Origin of the sequence: Streptomyces sp. NPDC014991, from assembly GCF_043080665.1 — a bacterium.
Classification (GTDB): domain Bacteria; phylum Actinomycetota; class Actinomycetes; order Streptomycetales; family Streptomycetaceae; genus Streptomyces.
Genome location: NZ_JBIBVY010000006.1, coordinates 283,152 through 302,755 on the forward strand (window position 1 = coordinate 283,152; position 19,604 = coordinate 302,755).

At 72.0% G+C, this 19,604-nt stretch carries 16 protein-coding genes; 6 read left to right on the top strand and 10 right to left on the bottom strand.

The window, feature by feature from the left end; genetic code table 11:
- Window positions 1-140 precede the first annotated feature (140 nt).
- Window positions 141-1,313: an acyl-CoA dehydrogenase family protein gene (locus ACF1BE_RS13255; RefSeq protein ID WP_392199100.1), complete on the top strand. Its 1,173-nt coding sequence runs from the start codon at window positions 141-143 to the stop codon at window positions 1,311-1,313.
- Window positions 1,314-1,509: 196 nt separating this feature from the next.
- Window positions 1,510-1,872: a four-helix bundle copper-binding protein gene (locus ACF1BE_RS13260; RefSeq protein WP_392199101.1), complete on the top strand. Its 363-nt coding sequence runs from the start codon at window positions 1,510-1,512 to the stop codon at window positions 1,870-1,872.
- A gap of 67 nt (window positions 1,873-1,939) precedes the next feature.
- On the opposite strand, the gene ACF1BE_RS13265 is transcribed toward ACF1BE_RS13260, so the two are convergent.
- Window positions 1,940-3,217, bottom strand: coding sequence for an LCP family protein (locus ACF1BE_RS13265; RefSeq protein WP_392199102.1), 1,278 nt, complete (start codon window positions 3,215-3,217; stop codon window positions 1,940-1,942).
- Between the two features lie 117 nt (window positions 3,218-3,334).
- Between ACF1BE_RS13265 and ACF1BE_RS13270 the strand changes: the two genes are divergently transcribed.
- Window positions 3,335-3,883, top strand: a complete 549-nt coding sequence (locus ACF1BE_RS13270) for an acyl-CoA thioesterase (protein ID WP_392199103.1) — start codon at window positions 3,335-3,337, stop codon at window positions 3,881-3,883.
- Window positions 3,884-3,973: 90 nt separating this feature from the next.
- Here the strand turns inward: ACF1BE_RS13270 and ACF1BE_RS13275 are convergent, their stop codons facing one another.
- Window positions 3,974-5,356 carry an LCP family protein gene (locus ACF1BE_RS13275; RefSeq protein ID WP_392199104.1) on the bottom strand — a complete coding sequence of 461 codons (1,383 nt, stop codon included), beginning with the start codon at window positions 5,354-5,356 and terminating at the stop codon, window positions 3,974-3,976.
- 257 nt (window positions 5,357-5,613) lie between these two features.
- On the opposite strand from ACF1BE_RS13275, the gene ACF1BE_RS13280 reads away from it, so the two are divergent.
- A complete protein-coding gene (locus ACF1BE_RS13280) occupies window positions 5,614-6,642 on the top strand; it encodes a glycosyltransferase family 2 protein (RefSeq protein WP_392199105.1) in 1,029 nt (342 codons plus the stop codon).
- A gap of 59 nt (window positions 6,643-6,701) precedes the next feature.
- On the opposite strand, the gene ACF1BE_RS13285 is transcribed toward ACF1BE_RS13280, so the two are convergent.
- The 4 genes from ACF1BE_RS13285 to ACF1BE_RS13300 all read right to left on the bottom strand — a co-directional run bounded on the left by ACF1BE_RS13285 (window position 6,702) and on the right by ACF1BE_RS13300 (window position 12,591).
- The gene (locus tag ACF1BE_RS13285; protein WP_392199106.1) at window positions 6,702-8,348 is read right to left on the bottom strand and encodes an LCP family protein; all 1,647 of its coding nucleotides are present in this window, start codon (window positions 8,346-8,348) and stop codon (window positions 6,702-6,704) included.
- Window positions 8,349-8,430: 82 nt separating this feature from the next.
- The gene (locus tag ACF1BE_RS13290) at window positions 8,431-10,200 is read right to left on the bottom strand and encodes an LCP family protein (RefSeq protein ID WP_392199107.1); all 1,770 of its coding nucleotides are present in this window, start codon (window positions 10,198-10,200) and stop codon (window positions 8,431-8,433) included.
- Window positions 10,201-10,431: 231 nt separating this feature from the next.
- Complete coding sequence (locus tag ACF1BE_RS13295; protein ID WP_392199108.1) at window positions 10,432-11,613, bottom strand: LCP family protein; 1,182 nt, start codon at window positions 11,611-11,613, stop codon at window positions 10,432-10,434.
- Window positions 11,614-11,835: 222 nt separating this feature from the next.
- The gene (locus ACF1BE_RS13300; protein WP_392199109.1) at window positions 11,836-12,591 is read right to left on the bottom strand and encodes a TIGR03089 family protein; all 756 of its coding nucleotides are present in this window, start codon (window positions 12,589-12,591) and stop codon (window positions 11,836-11,838) included.
- 568 nt (window positions 12,592-13,159) lie between these two features.
- Here ACF1BE_RS13300 and ACF1BE_RS13305 point away from each other — a divergent pair.
- Window positions 13,160-14,242 carry a sugar phosphate nucleotidyltransferase gene (locus tag ACF1BE_RS13305; protein WP_392199110.1) on the top strand — a complete coding sequence of 361 codons (1,083 nt, stop codon included), beginning with the start codon at window positions 13,160-13,162 and terminating at the stop codon, window positions 14,240-14,242.
- Window positions 14,243-14,382: 140 nt separating this feature from the next.
- Here ACF1BE_RS13305 and ACF1BE_RS13310 read toward each other — a convergent pair whose 3' ends face one another.
- The 4 genes from ACF1BE_RS13310 to ACF1BE_RS13325 all read right to left on the bottom strand — a co-directional run bounded on the left by ACF1BE_RS13310 (window position 14,383) and on the right by ACF1BE_RS13325 (window position 18,418).
- Entirely contained in the window at window positions 14,383-15,405 is a 1,023-nt protein-coding gene (locus ACF1BE_RS13310; protein WP_392199111.1) for a DNA-3-methyladenine glycosylase family protein, read from the bottom strand.
- Window positions 15,406-15,462: 57 nt separating this feature from the next.
- Complete coding sequence (locus ACF1BE_RS13315; RefSeq protein WP_392199112.1) at window positions 15,463-16,788, bottom strand: coenzyme F420-0:L-glutamate ligase; 1,326 nt, start codon at window positions 16,786-16,788, stop codon at window positions 15,463-15,465.
- On the bottom strand, window positions 16,785-17,768 hold the full coding sequence (gene cofD, locus ACF1BE_RS13320) for a 2-phospho-L-lactate transferase (RefSeq protein ID WP_392199113.1): 984 nt from the start codon (window positions 17,766-17,768) through the stop codon (window positions 16,785-16,787). The genes ACF1BE_RS13315 and cofD overlap by 4 nt, the downstream gene beginning before the upstream one ends.
- Before the next feature lie 107 nt (window positions 17,769-17,875).
- On the bottom strand, window positions 17,876-18,418 hold the full coding sequence (locus ACF1BE_RS13325; protein ID WP_392199114.1) for a cysteine dioxygenase: 543 nt from the start codon (window positions 18,416-18,418) through the stop codon (window positions 17,876-17,878).
- A 687-nt stretch (window positions 18,419-19,105) separates the two neighbouring features.
- Between ACF1BE_RS13325 and ACF1BE_RS13330 the strand changes: the two genes are divergently transcribed.
- Window positions 19,106-19,369: a WhiB family transcriptional regulator gene (locus tag ACF1BE_RS13330; protein WP_003975777.1), complete on the top strand. Its 264-nt coding sequence runs from the start codon at window positions 19,106-19,108 to the stop codon at window positions 19,367-19,369.
- Window positions 19,370-19,604: the final 235 nt, after the last annotated feature.

The following is a 19,604-nucleotide window of genomic DNA, read 5'->3' on the forward strand; positions in this document are numbered from 1 at the left end:
GAGCATAGTCGGGGCGCTCACCGGGCAATTTCCCAGCTGTCGCCAACCTCACGTAGGCGTGTTCGCGCCAGCGCTCTAAAATTCAGTTACTTAACGGTAATTAGCGTCAGTATCACTGCGTCTTTGGAGCGTGAGAGACCTTGGCCGGATCGGCTGACTTCGACCTGTACCGCCCGACCGAGGAGCACGACATGCTCCGTGACGTCGTCCGGGCCCTGGCCGAGGCGAAGATCGCGCCGTACGCCGCGGCGGTGGACGAGGAGGCCCGCTTCCCGCAGGAGGCGCTCGACGCCCTGGTCGCGAACGACCTGCACGCCGTGCACGTCCCCGAGGAGTACGGCGGCGCCGGCGCCGACGCGCTCGCCACGGTCATCGTCATCGAGGAGGTGGCCCGCGCCTGCGTGTCCTCCTCGCTGATCCCGGCCGTGAACAAGCTCGGCTCGCTCCCGGTGATCCTCTCCGGCTCCGAGGACCTGAAGAAGAAGTACCTGGGCCCGCTGGCCAAGGGCGACGCGATGTTCTCGTACTGCCTCTCGGAGCCGGACGCGGGCTCGGACGCGGCCGGCATGAAGACCAGGGCGGTCCGCGACGGCGACCACTGGATCCTCAACGGCGTCAAGCGCTGGATCACCAACGCGGGCGTGTCGGAGTACTACACGGTGATGGCCGTGACCGACCCGTCGAAGCGCTCGAAGGGCATCTCGGCGTTCGTGGTCGAGAAGTCCGACGAGGGCGTCTCCTTCGGCGCCCCCGAGAAGAAGCTCGGCATCAAGGGCTCGCCGACCCGCGAGGTCTACTTCGACAACGTCCGCATCCCCGCCGACCGCATGATCGGCGAGGAGGGCACCGGCTTCGCCACCGCCATGCAGACCCTGGACCACACCCGCATCACCATCGCCGCCCAGGCCCTCGGGGTCGCCCAGGGCGCCCTCGACTACGCCAAGGGCTACGTCCAGGAGCGCAAGCAGTTCGGCAAGCCGATCGCCGACTTCCAGGGCGTCCAGTTCATGCTCGCCGACATGTCCATGAAGATCTCGGCGGCCCGCGCCCTCACCTACCAGGCCGCCGCCGCCTCCGAGCGCGTCGCCGCCGGAGGTGAGGAGAAGGACCTCACCTACCTGGGCGCCGCCGCCAAGTGCTTCGCCTCCGACACCGCCATGGAGGTCACCACCGACGCCGTCCAGCTCCTCGGCGGCTACGGCTACACCCGTGACTACCCGGTGGAACGCATGATGCGCGACGCGAAGATCACCCAGATCTACGAGGGCACGAACCAGGTCCAGCGGATCGTGATGGCGAGGAACCTTCCGTAGCAGGACGCGCGATCTCCACGGCCCCCGGCGTGTTCGCCGGGGGCCGTCGTCATGGCCCGGCATCCTCGGCGGCCCGGTGGGGCGCAGGGCCGTAGGGCCGTAGGGCCGTAGGCCGACGTGCGGAGCGGCGGTGTGGGACGTAGGACGGAAGCAGACGGGGTCCGCCCCGGATCCCCACCGCCTCCGAGGAGGAGCCATGACCCAGTCCGGAATGATGCCCGCCATCACCCAGCAGATGCAGGACTGCATCGAGGCCTGCATGAGCTGCCACAGCATGTGCGAGGAGACCATGAGCTCCTGCATGCAGCAGGGCGGTCAGGCGCAGATGCAGGTCATGCGCGCGCTCATGGACTGCTCCGAGGCGACCCGGATGTGCGCCGACATGATGATGCGGCGCTCGCCCATGGCCGGGGAGATGAGCATGCTCTGCGCGAAGGTCTGTGACATGTGCGCCGAGGCGTGTATGTCCATGCCGGACGACCAGCAGATGATGCGCTGTGCGGAGGCGTGTCGCCGCTGCGCCGAGACCTGTCGCGCGATGGCGGGCGCCACGATGTGACCCGGCCCCGCTGAGCCACGCGTCAAGGGCACCCTCGCGGGTGCCCTTGCACCGTGTCCCGCAGCCGTCAGTTGCCGGCGACGGTGACCTTCTCGTCGTTGTTCAGTTCCTTGACGAGGGTGTTCACCTTCGCCTTGTCCCACAGCAGGTTGCCGCCGGCGGAGCCGGAGATCGGCATGTTCATCGAGGTGCCGTCACCGCCGCTGACGCCCTTCATGGCCCAGAACATGGAGGCCAGGTCCCACAGCGACATGTCCTTGTCGACTATGAGGGAGTCCAGGCCCGCGCCCATGGTCGGGTAGAGCTTGAAGGGGTTGAGGACCGTCGAGGGGGTGGCCACCTGGTGGGCCAGGGCGGCCAGGAACTTCTGCTGGTTCTTGGTGCGCTGGAGGTCGGACGCGGCGAACGCGTGCCGGGTGCGGACGAAGGCGAGGGCCTGCCGGCCGTCGAGGGTCTGCTTGCCGGCCTTGAAGTCGGCGCCCGACCACTTGTCCTTGAAACCCTTGTCGATGGTGATCTCGACTCCGCCGACCGCGTCCACGATGTCGGCGAAGCCCTGGAAGCCGATCTCCACGTAGTGGTCGATGTGCAGTCCGGTGTTGTACTCGATCGAGCGGACCAGCAGGGTCGGCCCGTCCTCGGCGTAGGCCGCGTTCAGCTTCTCGTGCCGGCCTCTGGCGGGATAGGTCTTCCCGGACGCCGAGCCCTTGTACGACGGGATCTCCACGTCGGAGTCGCGAGGCAGGGAGATCAGCGTGTCGCCGTTGCCGCCGACGTGCAGGATCATCATCGAGTCGGTGCGCTTGCCCTCGGCGCCCCCGGTGTGCAGGTTCTTCTCGTCCTCCTTGGACATGCCCTCCCGGCTGTCGGAGCCGACGATCAGGTAGTTCGTGCCGTCGCCTCCCTCCGGCCGGTCGATGACCGTGGAGAGGTCCACCTCGCGGCGCAGCTTGGAGTCGGCCCAGAAGTAGGTCGCGACCGACGTGACGACCACCACGGTCGCCACCGTGATCGCCGTCCACTTGATCCGGCGCCGCCAGTTCGGCGCGGGGCGCGGGGTGCGGCCGGCCGCTGTGCCGGGGCCGCCCGAACCACGGCCGGCGGGGGTGCCGTAGACCTGGCCGGTGTTGAAGCCGCCGTCGTACGCGTCGTGGCCGCCGTCGTCGTGCCCCTGGCCGTCGACGTACGAGGGCTGCTGCGGCACGCCGGCCCCGTACGGCGGTGCCGACTGGCCTCGCCGTACCTGGCGCATCACGCGCGCGCCCTCCGGCTGCGCGCCGGCACTGCCGTGTCCGTGGCGCGTGCCGCGGTTGTCGTCGGACCATCCCTCGGGCCAGTCATTCATGCGCCCCAGTGTGCCGGGCCGCGCCGTGTGCTCCATAGGGCTGTCGGAAAATCAGAGCGCCGCTGTTGCGAACCCGACACAAATTCCGCGAAGGGGGCTCCGCATAAGGTGGAGGGCATGACAGATCAGGCCACGGACAGGGAAACGGACATCCCGGGCAAGCCCACGTCCGCCTCACGCACCACCCTCAGCCACATCATGACCCACAACGACACCAATCTGCTGGGTACGGTGCACGGCGGGGTCATCATGAAGCTGGTCGACGACGCGGCGGGCGCGGTGGCCGGCCGGCACTCCGGCGGTCCCGCCGTCACCGCCTCGATGGACGAGATGGTGTTCCTGGAGCCGGTCCGCGTCGGTGACCTGGTGCATGTCAAGGCCCAGGTGAACTGGACCGGCCGGACCTCCATGGAGATCGGCGTCCGGGTCCTGGCCGAGCGCTGGAACGAGTCCGACCCGGCCACCCAGGTCGGCTCGGCGTACCTGGTCTTCGCGGCCGTGGACGCCGACGGCAGCCCGCGCCGGGTGCCGCCGGTGGTCCCCGAGACCGACCGCGACCGCCGCCGCTACCAGGAGGCCCAGATCCGCCGCACCCACCGTCTGGCGCGCCGCCGGGCGATCCGCGAACTGCGCGAGAAGCGTGCCGCGGAGGGCTTCGAGGACTAGGCCCTCTCGTTCGGGACATGCCGGGCCGGCCGGCCCCGGCACCGGGCCCGGGGGACGGCAGGGCGCCCCTGCCGCCACCGTCCCGGTGCCCTACGCGTTCCCGGAGCAGACCACCTCGCTGCCCCGCACCACGTTCTGCTCCGGCTGCCCCGGGTCCTCGAAGCGCACCTTGCGCACCTTGCGTACGTCGCCGAAGTCGGGCCCGGCGGTCACCTTCAGCAGCGGGCCCCGGCCCGGGGCCGCGCGCAGCTCGCTGCCCGGCAGGGCCGCGGCGAGGGAGCGGGCGGAGCGGTCCCATCGGGGGTCGTAGGAGATCACCGTGTGCGGGACGCGGATGGTGGCGGTCACCGGCCGCCGGGTGGTGGCGAAACCGTTCGCCACGAGCGCGGCGTCGAGCCGCTTGGCCAGCCCCGCCGTGCCGGAGCCGTTCTCCAGCTGCACCCTGATCCGGTCCGGGGCCACCTCCACCGGCATCGGCGCCGGGTCGCGGCGCGGGCGGTCCACGGTGAGCGGTTCGTCGTCGCGCAGCGCCTGGAACAGCCTGGCCGCCTTCGCCTGGTCCCATTTCAGGGTCGAGCCGATGCCCTTGACCCGGTAGTCCATCTGCGCCAGGGGAACGGTGGTGAACTCGGAGGACGACGGGGAGAAGTTCCGCATCGCACGGCCGAGGTCGAGCAGTTCGTCGGTGCCGAACCCCGCGTCGGCACGGACCGAGCCGAGTACCGCCCGGGTCACGTCCCGGAACCGCATCGGGTTCAGCAGCACCCCGGAGGAGGTCGCCTTCTCGATCAGCGCGGCCAGGAACCGCTGCTGCCGCTTCATCCGGCCCAGGTCGCTGGCTCCGTCGACATGCCGGGCCCGCACGTACTGGAGGGCCTGCCCGCCCATGAGGGTGTGCGTGCCGGACGGGAGGTCCAGGCCGGTGTACGCGTCCTTCAGCGGTGTCGGCGTGCAGACCTTCACCCCGCCGAGCACGTCCACCGTCCGCATGAAGCTGGTGAAGTCGACCTCCAGGTAGTGGTCGATCTTCACGTGGGTCATGTTCTCGACGGTGCGGATGGTCAGCTGGGGGCCGCCCTCGGCGTAGGCCGCGTTCAGCTTGACCGGGTGCGGGCCGTGGCGCTGCCCGGTGTTCAGGTCGACGTGCGAGGGTGTCTCGGCGTAGGAGTCGCGCGGCAGGCTCACCACGGTGGCCCGTTCCCGGCCCTCCGCGATGTGCACGATCATCATCGTGTCGGTGCAGTGGCAGGGCTCACCGCCCAGCCGGTACGCGCGCCGCTCCCGTTCGCCGATCTTGTCGCGGCCGTCGGTGCCGACGAGCAGGACGTTCATGCCGTGACCGGCTCGGGGGCGGTTCTTCATGTCCTTGAAGGCGTCGACCCGGGCGATGCCGGCGTCCAGGCTGCTGACGACCGCGTGTCCGATGCCGGCGGAGGCCAGCACCACGACCGAGAGGGTGGTCACCGCCCGCATGGCCCAGCGTGGGCGTGGCCGCCGGGGTGGCCGGACGGAACGCACGGGCCGCTCGGGCGGGCGCGGCACACGGCGGGGCGGTTGCGGGCGAGGCTGCGGACGCGCGGGCGACCGAGGCGGGCTGGGCAAGGGGGACACCTCCGGACGAAGCCGTACGTGGGATCCGTGAGCACAGTAGGCCGATACGATCTGAAGCCCGCTGTGCTGTCCCGGCGGCGCGCACCGGTGTCCCCCGTTCGCGGTAACGTGACTCTCCTATGAACGCCAAGCCCGACGTGCGGCTCCCCGCTGTATCCGTGATCATGCCCGTCCTCAACGAGGAACGGCATCTGCGCGGGGCCGTCCAAGCGATCCTCGCGCAGGAGTACGCCGGCGAGATGGAGGTCGTGATCGCCCTCGGTCCGTCCACGGACCGCACGGACGAGATCGCCGCCGAGCTGGTGCACGAAGACCCGCGCGTGCACACCGTCCCCAACCCGACCGGTCGCACACCCGCGGCACTGAACGCGGCGATCAAGGCCTCCCGGCACCCGGTCGTGGTCCGCGTCGACGGCCACGGCATGCTCTCACCGGACTACATCGCCACCGCCGTCCGCCTCCTGGAGGAGACCGGCGCGCAGAATGTCGGCGGCATCATGCACGCCGAGGGCGAGAACGACTGGGAGCACGCGGTCGCCGCCGCGATGACCTCGAAGATAGGTGTGGGCAACGCCGCCTTCCACACCGGCGGCCAGGCCGGCCCCGCCGAGACGGTCTACCTCGGTGTCTTCCGCCGGGAGGCCCTGGAGCGGCAGGGCGGCTACAACGAGGAGTTCATCCGCGCCCAGGACTGGGAGCTGAACTTCCGGATCCGCGAGGCGGGCGGGCTGATCTGGTTCTCGCCCGAGCTGAGGGTGTCGTACCGGCCGCGGCCGTCCGTGCGGGCGCTGGCCAAGCAGTACAAGGACTACGGCCGCTGGCGGCACGTCGTCGCCCGTTACCACGCGGGCTCCATCAACCTGCGCTACCTCGCGCCGCCGACCGCGGTGTGCGCGATCGCGGCGGGGATCGTGGTGGGCGCGGCCCTGACGCCGTGGGGCCTGCTGGTCCCCGGCGGCTACCTGGCCGCGATCGCCGCGGGCTCCGTCCCGGCCGGCCGGGGGCTGCCCCCGAAGGCCCGGCTGCAGATCCCGATGGCCCTCGCCACCATGCACATGAGCTGGGGCTGGGGCTTCCTCACCAGCCCCCGGTCCCTGGCGAGGAAGGTCATCGCCTCCCGGCGCCCGGCGGTCCTGGACGCCGCCTGACCGGCCCTGCGCGACGGGGCCCCACCCGGCCGGGTGGGGCCCCGTCGCCGTTCAACCGGCTACCACCGGTAGACGCTGTACACCGGCATGCACGACTTCGTGTCCGAGCCGTTGACCGCGTCGGTGTTACCGGGGAGGTCGCCCGCCTTCGGCTCGGACTTCCCGGGGTAGGAGGTGCCGGTGCGCCAGTCCGCGCCGACGACGAGCGTGACCCCCGAGACGTCGGTCGACTTCCGCACCGCGCTCATCGGGATGCCCAGCGACGCGGCCAGAGCCTGCGCGTCACCCTCAAGGTCCGCGCTCGGATACCGTACGGCCGTGCTGTCCTCGGCCAGACTGCCCGAGGTGTCGGCCTGGGCCCGGGCGTACCCCTTGTCCACGAGTGTCCGGGCTACAGCCGAGGCCCGCTGCCGCACCGCGGCCTGCGTGGCGGTCCGGGTGGCGTTGCTCACCAGCACCCCGAGCCGGCCCGGGTCGACCGACGGCTTCTTGGTCGGCTTGTCGTCCTCGGCGTCCTTCTTCCCACCGGACTTCCCGCCGTTCTTGTCGAACGCCACGTCGTCCTGGAGCATCTGCCACATCTTGTCGGCGTTGGGCTTGTCCGGCACGACGTGGTTGCGGTCCTGCGGGTCCTGCAGGTTGGGCATGGTCACCGAGGTGATGCGGTCGGCCGGCACCGACTTCATCTGCATGCCGAGGTCGTAGAGCTTCTTGACCGTACCGATCTCCTCCGACACCTTCAGCGACTTGGTGGCCGCCTCGGCCAGGTCCATGAGCCGGCCGGTGTCGGTGAACACGTTCTGCTTCTTCAGCGTGCGCACCATCGAGTTCAGGTACATGTGCTGGGCGCGGGCCCGCATCAGGTCGTCGCCCCAGGCGTGCCGCGTGCGCAGCCACTGGAGGGCCTGCTCGTGGTAGATCTTGTGCGTCCCGGCCCTCAGCTTCAGTCCCGAGCCGCCGGACACGTCCCGCGTCGGGCGGTCCCACACGTTCTGCTTCACGCAGATTTCGACACCGCCGATGGCGTCCGCCATCCGCACCACACCCGCGAAGTCGATCGTCATCCAGTGGTCGATGTAGACCCCGGTGAGGTTCTCCCAGGTGAGCAGGGTGCAGCCGGCGCCACCGCGGGCCAGGGTGACGTTGATGATGTCGTTCGTCGGCGGATACCGCTTGCCGGTCGCGGGGTCCTTGCACTCGGGGATGTCCACCCGGGTGTCCCGCGGGATGCTGACCATGGCGGCGCTTTCGCGGTCCGCCGAGAGGTGGATGAGCATCTGCACGTCCGCGAGCGGCGGGTCGCCGGCGTGGTCCCTGCTGCCGCCGAGCTTCACGTTCTCCGCGCTGTTGCGGCTGTCGGAGCCGATCAGCAGGATGTTCAGCGGAGTCTGACCGGCCGCGTTCGGCTCGGTCCGGTGCGCCTTGGAGTCGTCCCCGCTGGAGCGCGCACCCTTCTTGATGTTGCCGTTGAGGTGCTGGTAGTACAGATAGCCGGCGCCGGCCGTGCCGAGTATCACCACCGCCAGCACGGTCGCCGACCAGCGCATGGCCCGCCGTCTGCGCCGTCTCGGCTCGGTCTTCGGGCCGCCGGCCCCCCGCCCGCCGCGCCGGCGGCCCCGCCCCGCCGGCGCATCCACCGTCCGCGGCGTGAGCGACTTCGCGTCCTCGACCGCCGCAGCCTGTCCGCGCACATCGCTACGCGCCAACTCCCTGCCCTCCCCACCCCTTGCGCCAGGCAACGGACCCGCCCCGCGTCCGGTTAGACGCGCGACGGGCCCGTTGGGTTACCTACGAGGCGCACTTGACCTTGTCTGCCGTGGACTTGTCGACCTCCGGCGCCTTCGACGGCACCGTGAGCGACACCCCCGCGCCCTTGAAGTCCCTGCCCAGGGTCAGCGTCATCGCCGGCAGCCCCTGGGAGTTGGTCACGCTCCTGCCCGGTTTCAGCGCCGACCCGGACAGTCCCATCAGGGCGGCCAGCCGGCGCGCCTGGGGTGCCTGGTCGGGGGCGTACTCCAGCGTCGTCCTGCCGGACGCCGCCGGGGCGTTGCCACCGTTCTCCGACTTGGTCACGCCCTCGTCGTTCTGGAGCCAGTTGAGCACCGCCTGGGCACTGCCGGTGACGGCACCGCCGTTGAGGATGCGCACCCGCACCTCGGAGGCGGGCGCCTTGGTGCCCTTGAGCCGGGCGGCCTGGGCGTCCTTCGCGGCCTTCTGCTTCTTCTTCGCGTCGGTGAAGGAGACGTCGTTCCGGACGGCGTCGAAGACCGCGGGCGCCTTCGCGTCGTCCAGCACCACGGTGGCATGGACCTTCTCCGCCGGGTTGTCCTTGACCGGGACCGTGGTGAAGGTCAGGTTCTTCGGGTTGAGCTTGCCCAGCTCCAGGCCCAGGTCCTTCAGCTTGCCGATGCTGTCCAGCTTGTCGTCCACGGTCAGCGCCTTGGTGCCCGCCTCCGCCAGCTTCAGCATCTTCGTCGGGCTGGTGAGCGTGGAGTTCCCCTTCAGCTTGCGCATCAGCGCGCCCAGGAACTGCTGCTGGAGCCCGATCCGGCTCAGGTCGCCGCCGAAGCCCACGGAGTGCCGGGTACGGACGAACGCCAGCGCCTGCTCACCGGAGATCGTGTGCGTGCCCTTGGACAGCTTCAGATGCGAGTCGGCGTCGTCGATGTCCTTGGCCAGGCAGACGTCGACGCCGTCGACCGCCTCGGTCAGCGTCTTGACCGCGTTGAAGTCGGCGACCATGAAGTCGTCCGGCGTTATCCCGGTCAGCTCGGTCACCGTGCGCATGGTGCAGCTCGGCGTGCGGTCGTCCTGCCCGAGACTCTGGTTGAAACGGGCGCCGTCCGAGCCGGGGATGACCTTCCGGGTGCCGTCCTCCTGCTGCGTCGGGCAGTCGGGGATGTCGGTGATCAGGTCCCGGGGGATGCTCAGCGCGGTGGCGTTCGACCGGTCCTTGGACAGGTGCAGCAGGATGGTGGTGTCGGCGTGCCCGACGCTGCCCGAGTCGCCGTAGCCCTCGTTGCCCTTGCCGGTGCGCTTGTCGGTGCCGATCAGCAGGATGTTGATCGCCTGGTCCTTGCTGAACCCGCCGGTGCTCGCGCCGTCGTCGGACAGGGACGTGATGTTGCCGTTGAGGTGCCTGATGTAGAGGTAGCCGGCGGCCGTCACGGCGACCAGGACGAAGGCCATGCTCCCGCCGGTCCACAGCAGGACCTTCTTCGTCCTCGACTTCTTCTTCACCGGCCGCCGGGCCGCGCGCCGCCCCTGGGGCGGCTCCTGCTCCGGCTCCGGCTCACCGCCCCGGCGCCGGGCCGAGCGCGGCGCGGGCACGTCGGTGCCGCGCGTGCGGGGCTCCGGCCGGGTCTCGCCGGCCGGCTGCCGGGTACGGCCGCTCGCCGCGCGACCGCCGTCACGGGGAGAGGGGCGACGCGGTCCGGGGACCGGTGACTGCGCTGGGGAAGGAGTCAGTCGCAGTTCGTATTCGCCGGTGTTCGGATTGAGTACCCACTGGTCTGCGGGGTCGATGTTGTCCGCCCGCCCACGGCCTTGCGCGTCCACGGTTGTCCGAATCCTCCGTCGGGGCCACGCGGCGCCTTCCCCCTACAAGGCGCTCGGGTCTCGGTGAAACAGTGCACGACCCCAGGTCGGACCTCGTGGCCAGGTGCACCGGATCGCTCACACTATCCGCCCAGTTCAGCGTCGGGCGACGCCGGTGACAAATTCCACCTCCCTACAACCGGGCAATCCCCCTCATTTTCCGAACGGAAGTCCGTCGTCTTGGTGAGCGCCTTACTCACAGGTGTGTTCGGCGGCGGTGTTCCCGCGGAAGGTCGGCACCGGTGAGGGGTCGCTCTTGCCGTCCTGTCCCGTGTCCTTCCCTGTGTCCTCGCTGTGGGCGTCCTGGGTCACCGCGACCGGCCGGTCGGCCCGCAGCCGCGCGAACAGCCTCTCGGCCGCGGGCTCCACGAGCTGGTCACGGTTGGAGTCGTAGACGTACGACTCCCTCGGCACGGTCAGGAACTGCATCCGATCCGTGGGGATGTCGCGCAGTCCGCGCACCAGTTGGTACAGACCGCGCAGACTCGCCAGTTCCGGATCGGTGGTCAGCGCCGACGTCGCCGCGTCCAGCACCGGATACAGCTTCACCGGGTTCAGCAGGACGTCGCTGCTGCGGACCTTGCTGACGAGCGCCCCGAGGAACCGCTGCTGCCGCTCCATCCGCTCGGTGTCGCTGCCGTCACCGAGCGACTTGCGGGCACGTACGTAGCCGAGCGCCTGCTCCCCGTCGAGCGTGACCTTCCCGGCGGGCAGTTTCAGCTTCGCCGCCTCGTCGTCGACGGGTTCCCGCAGGCACACCTGGACGCCGTCGACGGCGTCCACCATCTCCTTGAACCCGCTGAAGTCCACGACCATGTGATGGTCCACGCGGATGTCGGTCAGCTTCTCGACGGTACGGATCGTGCACGCCGAACCGCCCACCTGGAAGGCGTGGTTGAACATCGCGAACACCGGGTCGCTGCGGGTGCCGTCCGACTGCCGGCAGCCCGGGATGTCCACCATCAGGTCGCGGGGCAGCGAGACCGCGGTGGCGCTGCGCCGGTCGGCGGCCAGGTGCAGCAGGATCGTCGTGTCCGACCGCTCGCTGCCCAGGTCCCGCCCGTACTTGCCGTTGCCCTCGCCCGCCCGCGTGTCCGACCCGATCAGCAGGATGTTCTGCGCGTCCCGCACCAACGCGGTGGGCCGTTCCCGCTCGTAGCGCGCCAGCTCGGCGGCCGCCGCGTCGTCGGGGGTGATGTTGGCGCTGAGCTTGGCGTAGACGGCCCACCCGGCCCCGCCCGCCAGGACGGCGAGCACGGCGGCCCCCAGCGCCGAGTACCGCAGCCAGCGCCGGTGCCGGCGCCGGGTCAGCCCGTCACCCGTGGCGGAGGCTCCCTGACCGGGACCGAGGGACTCGCCTGCGGTGTCGGTCACGGTGGGGCCACCCCCTCATGGCGTACGAGCGTCACTCACGTCCTGCTCCTACGACCATGGCGGGGGCGGGGGCGGGAGGCGCCCTGTGCTACGCCGATCGGGGGAACCGCCCGGCCGCGGCCCCCGGGTCACATGGGGGCCGCGGCCCTTGGGGCGCCTGGGGTCCGTGGCCTTGGGACCACCGTCTCGGCGGCCGTCGTCCCAGCGGCCACGGTTCCGGTCCTACCGCCGGACCGCCGTCACCCTCTCGCTCTCCACCCGCTTCGCCAGGCGCTCCTCGTCCAGCCGCTCCGCATGCCGGCACAGCACCACGGACCCCCCGACGGCCAGCGGCGCGTACAGCCCGGCGCAGAGCCCCTCCCAGGTGTCGTACGACAGCCCCGACAGCAGTCGCGACCCCGGCCCCGTCAGATCCAGCGACGGCGCCTGCGCCGAGGCCCGCTCGACCACCTCCGCCGCGCTGAACTCCCGTCCGGCGACGATGAGCGCCGGCTCCTCCGGATCCACCGGCGCGAACGGCGCGAACCGGTCGCCCTGCCCCGGCACCTCCACGGCGTAGTCGACGAAGCCCTCGGGCGTCCGCGGGAAACGTCCGCCCAGGGGCCGCAGTGCCAGCGCCACCCGCTCACCCCGGCAGGCCCGCGCCGCCTCCAGGGAGTCCGGTCCGCTGACGACGACGTCGGCCGCCGCCGGATCCCCCGCGACGTCCGCGACCGCGCCCACCGACGAACACGCCAGCAGCCACACCGCCGTCTGCCAGTGCGCGGGCAGCAGCAGCGCGACCCGGTCGCCGGGCCCGGCGGAGAGGTCGCCCTGAAGGAGGTTGGCGGTCTTGGCCACCCAGTTGGCGAAGGTGGCCACGGACAGTTCGACGCGTTCGCCCGTGGCGTCGTCGTAGAAGGTCACCAGCGGGCGGCCGGGGTCCGCGGCGAGCGCGGAAGTCAGCAGGTCGGCAGGGGTGCGATCGGTGGCGTTCACCCGGCACAGGGTACGCGCGGGCCGGTGCGCGCACAGCGTGGTGAGGCCACCGGTCCGGCGGAACGGCCCACGACGGCCCGCCAGTTCCGCGAGGGACACGCTCGTACGGCTGTGTCCTGGTTCGGGCCCATGCGTGGACCGCTCACTTCCTCCTCCGGCGCCTGCCCGCTCGCCGCCCGCTGGATCGGCCACCTGCGTCGCGGTCGTCGCTCGCACTCCGGCGCTGCCCGCACTCCGGCGCTGCCTGCGACCGCCGCGACCGCCGCGACCGTCGTGTCCGCCGCGACCGCCGTGTCCGGGCGGACGCGAGGGGCCGCCGTCCCGGGCAGCACCCGGTCGCTGCCCCCAAGCCGCTCCCCGCGAGCGCGTCCACGGCACGGCCCCCGGACAGCCGGCGCGGCGCGCCACCAGGGACGCCGGGACCGGGGCCGGCGGGGGAGACCGCGCCGAGCTCGCGGGACTCCGCGCGGCCATCGAGGGTGTCGTCGCCCGGTCTGCATACACTGACCGGCCGAAACGACAGTCGACGAGTGGTGCGGCCGGACCCGGCAGGAAGCAGAGACGACAGGTGACAGAAGCGATCCTCCTGGTCGGCGGCAAGGGCACGCGGCTGCGACCGCTCACGGTGAACACGCCCAAGCCGATGGTCCCGGCCGCCGGGGTGCCGTTCCTCACCCACCAGCTGGCGCGGGCCAGGGCGGCGGGCGTCGAGCACATCGTCCTCGCCACCAGCTATCTCGCCGAGGTCTTCGAACCGTACTTCGGCGACGGTTCCGCACTGGGCCTGCACCTGGAGTACGTCACCGAGGAGGAGCCCCTCGGCACGGGCGGCGCCCTCCGCAACGTCGCCTCCCGGCTGCGCTCCGGTCCCGACGACCCGGTCCTGGTCTTCAACGGCGACATCCTCACCGGCCTGGACATCAGGGCCCTCATCGGCACGCACGAGTCGACGGGCGCGGACGTCTCCCTGCACCTGACGAAGGTGACGGACCCGCGCGCCTACGGTCTCGTCCCCACGGACGCGACCGGCCGCGTCGAGGCCTTCCTGGAGAAGCCGCAGACCCCGGAGGAGATCGTCACCGACCAGATCAACGCGGGGGCGTACGTCTTCCGCCGCTCGGTCATCGACGCGATCCCGGCGGGCCGCCCCGTCTCCGTCGAACGCGAGACCTTCCCGGGGCTCCTGGCGGCGGGCGCCCACCTCCAGGGCATGGTCGACTCCACCTACTGGCTGGACCTCGGCACCCCCGCCGCGTTCGTCCGCGGCTCGGCCGACCTGGTCCTCGGCCGCGCGCCGTCCCCCGCCGTCCCCGGCCGTCGCGGCGACCGCCTGATCCTCCCCACGGCCACGGTCGCGCCGGACGCGAAACTGGCCGGCGGCACGGTGGTCGGCGAGGGCGCGTACGTCGCGCCGGGCGCGCGGGTCTTCGGCTCGGCCATCCTGCCCGGCGCCGTCATCGAACCCGGCGCCGTCATCACCGACTCCCTCATCGGCACCCGGGCCCGCGTCGGCGAACGCTCCGTCCTCACCGGCACGGTCATCGGCGACGGCGCCGTCGTGGGCGCCGACAACGAACTGCGCGAGGGGGCACGTGTGTGGTGCGACGCCCGCATCCCCCCAGCCGCCCTCCGCTTCTCCCCCGACCAGTAACAACTCCACCCTGGCCGGCAGTCGCGGGCGCCACCGACACCAGCGGCGGCACGGGTGGGCGCAGCGGCACCCGGCGGCGCCGGCGAGCGTCCACCGCCCGGCGTCCGGCGGCAGTCACCGGAGGGACTGCGCAGTCCCCCTCACAGCGACCCGATGTCCACCCGAGGCATCTTCGGCATCCGCCGCCTCGGCACGCACCCGCTCAGCAGGATCAGCCGGGCCGCCCGATGCCGCTGCCCGGCATACGGCTCCAGGAGCCGCAGCATCACGGCGTCGTCCGCGTCCCGGTCCCCGGCCAGCGCCCATCCCACGATGCCCGGCAGATGCAGATCCCCCACCGTCACCGCGTCCGCGGCCCCGTGACTGCGCTGCACCACCTCGGCCGACGTCCACGGCCCCACCCCGGGCACGACCTCCAGCCGCGCCCGAGCGGCCTCCGCCGGCATCCCGACGGCCTGTTCCAGCCGCGCGGCGACCCGTACGGCCCGCAGGATCGTGGACGCCCGCTTGTCGTCGACCCCGGCCCGGTGCCACTCCCAGGAGGGAATCAGCGCCCACGTCCGCGGCGCCGGCATCACGGACATCGGCCGTTCCCCCGCCCCGGCGGGCCCCGGCGCCGGCTCTCCGAATCGCCGTACGAGCAGCCGCCACGCCCGGTACGCCTCGTCCGTCGTGACCTTCTGTTCCAGCACGGACGGGATCAGCGACTCCAGTACCAGCCCGGTCCGGGTCAGCCGCAGTCCCGGCCGCCGGTGCCGCGCCAGCGCCACCACCCGGTGCCGCGGCACGAACGCGCCGGGATCGTCGGCGGCACCGAGCAGCTCCGGCAGCTGCTCCAGCAGCCACCCGGCACCGGGCCCCCACGCCTCGCCGAGCACCTCACCGCCGTACGCGCGCACCCGCAGCGTGCCCGGACCGGCGGGCGTACGGGCGGTCCGCCACACGGACCCGTCCGCCGTGGCCCGGAACGTCGGGTCGGCGGGCCCGCGCCGGAGCGGTCCGAGGACCAGGCCGAGGTCGACGGGCCCGTCCGGCACCCACCGCCGTACCCGCACCGGTGCGCTCGCCTGCCGCGGCACCCCGGCCCCGGCGCCCGCGGGTACGGCGACATGCCCGCCGCGTACCGTCGCACGCGTGGGGCGCTGGGGGAAACGTCCTGCCACTGGTGGGTCCTAGAGCTGCCGGGGCTGTCCTACGAGACTAGGCGGTGTCCGGAGTGCTCACCGCACCTCGAGGAACGCCCCCGCGTCCCGCTGCGGCCGTGGTCCCGGCTCCCCGGCCGGATGGCCGACCGCCACCGCGCCCATCGGGTCCCAGCCGGCCGGCAGCTCCAGCACCTCGCGCACCACGTCCCGGCAGAACATCGTGGACGACACCCAGGCCGAGCCCAGCCGTTCCCCGGCCAGCGCGACCAGCAGGTTCTGCACGCCCGCGCCCATCGCGACGACGAACATCTCCCGCTCGGCGCCGTCCCGCCGAGCGTCCCCGTAGGTGTGCGAGCCGTCCATGACGAGACACGGCACGACCAGACAGGGCGCGTTGCGGAGCACGTCCCCGCGCCGGATCCGCCGGGCGACGGACTCCTCGCTCCTGCCGTCCCGGCGCAGATCGGCCACCCAGGCGTCCCGCATCGCGTCCAGCAGCCGGGTCCGGGACTCCGCCGACTCCAGCAGCACGAACCGCCACGGCGTGGTGTGGTGCGGGGCGGGCGCGGTGACCGCCGCGGCCACCGCGCGGCGTACCGCGCCGGGGTCGACGGGCTCGTCGGTGAACGCCCGGACCGTGCGCCGCTGGGTCACCGCCTCCCGGATAGCCTCCGAGGTGCCGAGCCGGAACATGTCGTCCCGCGCGGTGCGCACCAGCGCCCGGGCACCCTCCCCGGCACCGTCCGTGTCGTCCCGGGCGGCGGTCACCAGGTGCGGCAGGCCGCGCACCACCGCCACGGGCCGGCCGGCCGTCTTGCCCTTGACCAGGTCACCGGCGGCGGCCAGTTCGTCCGCCGTGGCGACGACGGTCGCGCTGAGCGGGTTGCCGTGCGCGTCCGTGCCGCCGCGCAGGTCGTCCAGCACGCGCACCCCGGCGGCGCCGATGGCCACGTCCGTCAGTCCCGCGCGCCAGGGCCGCCCGAAGGTGTCGGTGACGACGACACCGACGTCGACGCCGAGAGCGTCGCGCAGGCCGGCACGGATCGCTCGCGCGGACGCGTCCGGGTCCTCGGGCAGCAGCAGCACCGTCCCGGCGGGGGTGTTGGAGGCGTCGACCCCGGCGGCGGCCATGACCAGGCCCTGCCGGTTCTCCACGATGCGGAGCATGCCGCGCCGAGCCACGACGCGGACCGTCTCGGCGTCGATCGCGGCCTCCCGGTCGGCCGCCCGGACGACCCGACCCTCGGCCTTGGACACGATCTTGGAGGTGACGAGCAGCACGTCCCCGTCGGCCAGGCACGGCTCGGCCGCGGCGATCAGCTTGGCCAGGTCGTCGCCCGGCTGCACCTCGGGGATGCCCGCCAGGGCCCGGACCGAGTACTCCGGACGCTCCTCGCTCACGCTCCCCGCACCTCCTCGGCCAGCGCCAGCGCCTCCCGTGCCATCTGCGCGGTCGCGTCCGGGCCGGTCATCATCAGCGGCACGGCCCGGCAGCGGATGCCGTCGGCCTCCACCCGCTCCACCACACCGGCGTCCACGGTGTCGACCAGCCAGCCGTCCAGCAGCCCGGAGCCGTAGTGCTCGGCGACCGCGGCGGCCGTGGACTCCACGCCGACCGCGGCGAGCACCTTGTCGGCCATCCCGCGCACGGGCGCGTCGCCGACGATGGGGGACAGGCCGACCACCGGCACGCCCGCGTCGGCGATGGCCTCGCGGATGCCGGGCACGGCCAGGATCGTGCCGATGGACACGACAGGGTTGGACGGCGGGAAGAGGATGACGTCCGCCGCGGCGATGGCCTCCAGGACGCCCGGGGCCGGCTTGGCCTGCTCGGCGCCGACCGGGACGACCGCCTCGGCCGGGACGGAGGCGCGCAGCCGCACCCAGTACTCCTGGAAGTGGATCACCTTGCGTTCACCCTCGTCCGCGGCGGAACCGCTGCCGGGCAGGGTGACGGCCACGTGCGTCTCGACGCGGTCGTCGGTCATCGGGATCAGTTTCACGCCCGGCTGCCAGCGGTCGCACAGCGCTTCGGTGACCGCGCTCAGCGGATAGCCGGCGCCGAGCATCTGCGTCCGCACGATGTGCGTGGCGAAGTCCCGGTCGCCCAGCCCGAACCACTCGGGCCCGACGCCGTAGGCCGCCAGCTCCTCCTTCAGGTGGAAGGTCTCGTCGGCCCGCCCCCACCCCTGTCCCTCGTTGATGCCGCCGCCCAGCGTGTACATCACCGTGTCGAGGTCCGGGCAGACCTTCAGCCCGAAGAGATGGATGTCGTCGCCGGTGTTGCCGATGACCGTGACGTCCGCGTCCGGCACGGCCCGCTTCAGACCACGCAGGAAACGGGCACCACCGATGCCGCCTGCCAGAACCACAATGCGCATGGGGCAAGTCTCGCAGGCGGGTACGACAACGCGTCAGGCAGTCACCGGACGCGGCACCGACGGATTTCGGGCAGCCGGGTTCCGGGCAGCCGGCCCGCGGCCGGGTTTCAGGCGGTCACCGCACGCGGCTCGGTGCGCGCCTCGCAGTGGGGGGAGTCGTGCATCGGCATCTCGGTCAGCCCCGGGAAGTACACGTGCAGGCTGACCGCCGGCTCCAGCGTGTCGTTGACGACCTCGTGGACGTACCCCGGTGCGAACACCCGTCCCCACTCCCCACCGGCCCCGTGCGGCGGCCCGCCCGCCGCACCCGCCGTCAGCGCGCGCGTGCCGTGCTCGGTGCGCTCGGTGAGGGTGCCCTCCAGGACGGTCAGCACACCGGAGGAGCGGCCGTGGTCGTGCGGCCCGCTGCCCTGTCCGGGCACCCAGGACAGCAGCCACACCTCGTAACCGGGGCCGGTGCGCAGCCGGTGGTACCAACGGGTGGTGGCGTCGTAGCGGACGAGGTGCGCCCACTGGGCGCGGTCGGCGGCGATCGAGCGTGCCAGCCCCACGAACTCGGCGACGGTGGCCGGGTGCTGGCGCGGCGGCTGGAGCAGGTGCGGGACTTCGAGGATGTCGCCGGCGATCTGGAGGTCGTTGTCGCTGTTCATCGGGGTGCGGTGGTCCTCGGCGGAAGAGTGGCGGGCCGGAGCTGGGGTGTGGAGCCGGGTGACGCGTGCGGTCCGCCCGGGTCACGGGCGGGCGGGTGCCCTGGTGCGGGATCACGGAGCGTGGAACACGGCCGAGCCGGGATGGACTCGGGGACAGCCGGAGCGGGCTCGGCTCAACAGCTGGGACAGCAACAACAGCTACAGCGCGCGCGGGCGGCACCGAGGGACCCGGCGGTGCGGGTCGAGGCGGGTGCCAAGTTCGCGAGCATGCCCACTAGGACACCGGTTCACTCCCGCACTGTCAACTCGCCGCCCGGTATGTGGGACATGTTTCACCTCATCCGGTTCTTCTGTCAGGTGAAAGGTTTGTTCACCGGGATGCCGGGACACATGGGGCACATCCGAGCGCTCGAGCCTCGCGGAACGCGATCGAACACGGGGACGTCCTTCTCCGTACAGACACGTGTACGGGTTTCGGCCACCCCGTGGGTCCCGCCTGCGTGTCAAGGTTTATGCCGATTTGAACACTTTCCGCACGGCCTTGGTTCCGCAGAGTGAATAACGGGCCCAATAGCAGATCTCGGCTTGACTCGCCCGGAGCAGCACACTTGTAATTTCACTCGTGTCGTTCAGCCGGAATCGGTAACGGCCACGCACGGGGACGTGAAAGACGGACGAGGGGCGCACATGACCGAGCTGGTGCAGCAACTGCTGGTCGACGACGCGGACGAGGAACTCGGCTGGCAGGAGCGCGCGCTGTGCGCCCAGACCGACCCCGAGTCCTTCTTCCCCGAGAAGGGCGGCTCCACCAGAGAGGCCAAAAAGGTCTGTCTCGCCTGCGAGGTCCGCTCCGAGTGCCTCGAGTACGCCCTCGCCAACGACGAGCGCTTCGGTATCTGGGGCGGTCTGTCCGAGCGGGAACGCCGCCGGCTGAAGAAGGCCGCCGTCTGAGCACGACCGCACGTGTACGGCCGCACACGCACAGCCGTACGCGTGAGCGCACACGCACGCGTACCCACGGGAACGTCACGAACGGCCCGTCGCCGGTGGGTTGTCCACAGGCGGCGGGCCGTCGTCATGGCCAGCCGATAGTGTGGTCGCTCGTCCGAGACGCCCCGCCGTCCCCTCGACGCACGAGGAGGCGCGGGCGTCCACCGCAGTCCATCGAACCGGGGCCCGTACCTCG

What these genes read in the sequence shown, in the direction of transcription:
- ACF1BE_RS13265 (WP_392199102.1), bottom strand. Translation starts at nt 3,217, where the DNA reads ATGAATGACTGGCCCGAGGGATGGTCCGACGACAACCGCGGCACGCGC.
- ACF1BE_RS13260 (WP_392199101.1), top strand. Translation starts at nt 1,510, where the DNA reads ATGACCCAGTCCGGAATGATGCCCGCCATCACCCAGCAGATGCAGGAC.
- ACF1BE_RS13275 (WP_392199104.1), bottom strand. Translation starts at nt 5,356, where the DNA reads ATGCGGGCGGTGACCACCCTCTCGGTCGTGGTGCTGGCCTCCGCCGGC.
- cofD (WP_392199113.1), bottom strand. Translation starts at nt 17,768, where the DNA reads ATGCGCATTGTGGTTCTGGCAGGCGGCATCGGTGGTGCCCGTTTCCTG.
- ACF1BE_RS13270 (WP_392199103.1), top strand. Translation starts at nt 3,335, where the DNA reads ATGACAGATCAGGCCACGGACAGGGAAACGGACATCCCGGGCAAGCCC.
- ACF1BE_RS13280 (WP_392199105.1), top strand. Translation starts at nt 5,614, where the DNA reads ATGAACGCCAAGCCCGACGTGCGGCTCCCCGCTGTATCCGTGATCATG.
- ACF1BE_RS13325 (WP_392199114.1), bottom strand. Translation starts at nt 18,418, where the DNA reads ATGAACAGCGACAACGACCTCCAGATCGCCGGCGACATCCTCGAAGTC.
- ACF1BE_RS13330 (WP_003975777.1), top strand. Translation starts at nt 19,106, where the DNA reads ATGACCGAGCTGGTGCAGCAACTGCTGGTCGACGACGCGGACGAGGAA.